The sequence below is a fragment of the Trueperaceae bacterium genome (assembly GCA_031581195.1).
GTDB lineage: Bacteria > Deinococcota > Deinococci > Deinococcales > Trueperaceae > SLSQ01.
The window spans coordinates 1-1,542 of record JAVLCF010000215.1 but is presented as its reverse complement, the minus strand read 5'-3'; the positions used below and the strand labels follow the sequence as shown (position 1 = coordinate 1,542).

Here is a 1,542-nt window from a genome sequence, read left to right as displayed (position 1 = left end):
GTCAGGCGCAACGCCGCGCGGTCGCGGACGTCGGTCGAGATCGACGCCTGCCGCGCGAAGTACGTCCCCAGGAACGCCAGCAGGAGGCCCGCCACCGCCGACGCGACGAGGATCTCCAGCAACGTCAGGCCTGCGCGCCGGCGCCTCATTCGCACGCCGCCCCGGGGTCCGCGACGCTGGGTGCGGGGGACACCGTCGCCGCCAGGCAGGACACGTGCCGGTGCAGGGACGTCGCGCCCCCGCGCCCCTCGACCGTCACGTCGATGCGGACCAGGCCCCGCGTGGCGACGTCCCCACCGCCGACGCGGCGCGCCACCGGGTCGCCGTGGAGCGCGACGTCGTACGCGAACCCGTCGCGCGTCCCGGTCTCGCGGCAGGCGCCCGCCCCGCCGGCGCACGCCCGGTACGCCTCGAAATCGTCCTCGACCCGCCGGGCGGTCGTCTCGAAGACCGCGCGCGCGACCTCCAGACGTTCGCCGTCCGCCGCCGCCGCCCGCGAGACGGTGAGGTTCGACACCTGCAGCGACGCGACGGTGGCCAGGAGCACCCCGAGGACCGCGAGCGCCAGCAACGCCTCGAGCATCGTCAGGCCACGCGTGCGGGTCACGGCACCACCTCCGTCTCCGCGTAGCGGTTGACCGCCAACGTCCGTGCGTAGTCGGTCCCGCCGTGCCGCACCGTCACCTCGAACGTCGTCGCCGCGCTCGCGGCGCCGGCCTCGAGCAGGCCCTGTCCCGTCCCGCGGGGGTCGAACACCAGCGCGACGGGCGTGGCGACGCCCTCCACCTCCAACGTCAGCGGCGCGCCGCCCGCCGCGACCCGGCGTGCCTCGACGCGGACGTCGGCGTCGGCCAGGGTCGGCGTCTCGCCGCTCCGTACGATCACGCGGTCGCCGGCGTCGTCGATCTCCACCCACACCCACCGGCCCCGCTCGAGCGCGTGGAACTTCGCGCGTTGCAGGAGCCGCGCGACCCCCTCGACCTCCCCGTGCACGGTGAACCGGTCGGTCGGCAGCGCCAGCGCCGCGACGCCGGCCAGCACGCCGAGGAGCGCGAGGCCGACCAGCAGCTCGACGAGCGTCAGGCCCGCTCGCGCCCGCGGCCGCCGCCCGCGCGCGAGCCAGGACGACGGGGGGCCGGCGCGTGTCATGGCTCCATCATGCCCCCTCCGCGCGGGTCGTGGGGTGCGCACGTCGCGGCGGACGGGACGTCCCCAGTCGCCCACCCTCCACGCCCTGCACCCGGCGCCCCGCATCCGACGCCCTGCACCGCGCGCGGCCGCCGCCCCGTACGCTCCCGAACGCCGGCGCGGGCGCCGAGGGGTATGATTCACGGCGAACGAGGAGAGGAGGCTCCATGCGCACCGCATCGATCCTGACCCTGATCGTGGCCGCCCTGACGCTGGCCGCCTGCAGTCCCGACGGCGACGCCGCCATCGACGGCACGTACGCCCTCACCGCGGAGACCACCGCCGAATCCACCGTGCCCATCTACCAGCCCGGCGAGGACGGGCGCGGCGTCGTCCAGACCGACGTCGTGACCG

3 protein-coding genes are annotated in these 1,542 nt (G+C 76.4%); 1 reads left to right on the top strand and 2 read right to left on the bottom strand.

Features of this window, described 5'->3' with window-relative positions:
• Positions 1-145 precede the first annotated feature (145 nt).
• Positions 146-607: a hypothetical protein gene (locus RI554_11540; GenBank protein ID MDR9392645.1), complete on the bottom strand. Its 462-nt coding sequence runs from the start codon at positions 605-607 to the stop codon at positions 146-148.
• The gene (locus RI554_11535) at positions 604-1,149 is read right to left on the bottom strand and encodes a GspH/FimT family protein (GenBank protein MDR9392644.1); all 546 of its coding nucleotides are present in this window, start codon (positions 1,147-1,149) and stop codon (positions 604-606) included. Before RI554_11535 ends, RI554_11540 begins: the two co-directional genes overlap by 4 nt.
• A 206-nt stretch (positions 1,150-1,355) precedes the next feature.
• Between RI554_11535 and RI554_11530 the strand changes: the two genes are divergently transcribed.
• Positions 1,356-1,542, top strand: a 187-nt coding sequence (locus RI554_11530) for a hypothetical protein (GenBank protein ID MDR9392643.1), incomplete at its 3' end; no start/stop codon positions are given.